Source organism: Streptomyces sp. NPDC060366 (genome assembly GCF_042725135.1).
Lineage (GTDB): Bacteria > Actinomycetota > Actinomycetes > Streptomycetales > Streptomycetaceae > Streptomyces.
In genome coordinates, this window is record NZ_JBHXDC010000062.1 from 1 (window position 1) to 1,258 (window position 1,258).

The 1,258-nt window shown below is 63.0% G+C and carries 1 protein-coding gene; it reads left to right on the forward strand.

Annotation, left to right across the window (positions count from 1 at the left end; genetic code table 11):
• On the forward strand, window positions 1-1,258 hold a 1,258-nt coding region (locus ACFWHU_RS38595), incomplete at both ends, for a non-ribosomal peptide synthetase (protein ID WP_387231027.1).

Below are 1,258 nucleotides of genomic sequence, written 5' to 3' on the forward strand. Positions count from 1 at the left end.
ACCTCGCACCGCGCACTGACCGGCACCGTACTCGCCCAGAACTACGCCACCTTCGCACCGGACCAACGATTCCTCCAGTGCTCACCCGTCTCCTGGGACGCCTTCTCCCTCGAATTCTGGGGCGCACTCCTCCACGGAGCCACCAGCGTCCTCCAACCAGGACAACGACCCGAACCCACCCTCATCAACCAACTCACCCACCAGCACCACATCACCATGCTCCAACTCTCCTCCAGCCTCTTCAACTACCTCGTCGACGAACACCCCGACACCTTCACCCACACCCAACACGCCTCCACCGGCGGCGAACCCGCCTCACCCACCCACACCCACCACATCCAAACCCAACACCCCCACCTCACCATCACCAACGGATACGGCCCCGCCGAATCCATGGGCTACACCACCACCCACACCCTCCCCCAACCCACCAACAACCCCCAACACACACCCATCCCCATCGGCCACCCCATCACCAACAAACACGCCTACATCCTCGACACCCACCTCCAACCCACCCCCATCGGAGTAACCGGCGAACTCTACCTCGCCGGCACCGGACTCGCCCACGGCTACCAACACCAACCCACCCTCACCGCAACCCACTTCATCCCCAACCCCTACGGACCCCCCGGCACCCGCCTCTACCGAACCGGCGACCTCGCCCACCACACACCCAACGGCCAACTCCACTACCACGGCCGCACCGACCACCAAATCAAAATCCGCGGCTTCCGCATCGAACCCACCGAAATACAGAACGCCCTCCTCCAACACCCCCACATCACCCAAACCACCACCACAACCACCACCGACACCACCGGCAACACCCAACTCAACGCCTACGCCACCCTCCACCCCCAACACACCAACACCACCCCAACCCAACTCCGCCACTGGCTACGCAACACACTCCCCGACCACCTCATCCCCACCCACATCACCATCCTCCCCAAACTCCCCCTCACCCCCAACGGCAAAATCGACCACAAAGCACTCCCCACACCCCACACCACCACCACCCAAGGACGACCACCCCGCACCCCCCAAGAAGAAATCCTCTGCACCCTCTACACCCAAACACTCAACCTCACCCACCCCACCACCATCGACGACAACTTCTTCGACCTCGGCGGACACTCACTCCTCGCCGCCAAACTCACCACCCACATCCGCACCACCCTCCACACCAACCTCACCATCCGCGACATCTTCCAAAACCCCACCCCCGCCACCCTCACCCACCACATCACCACAC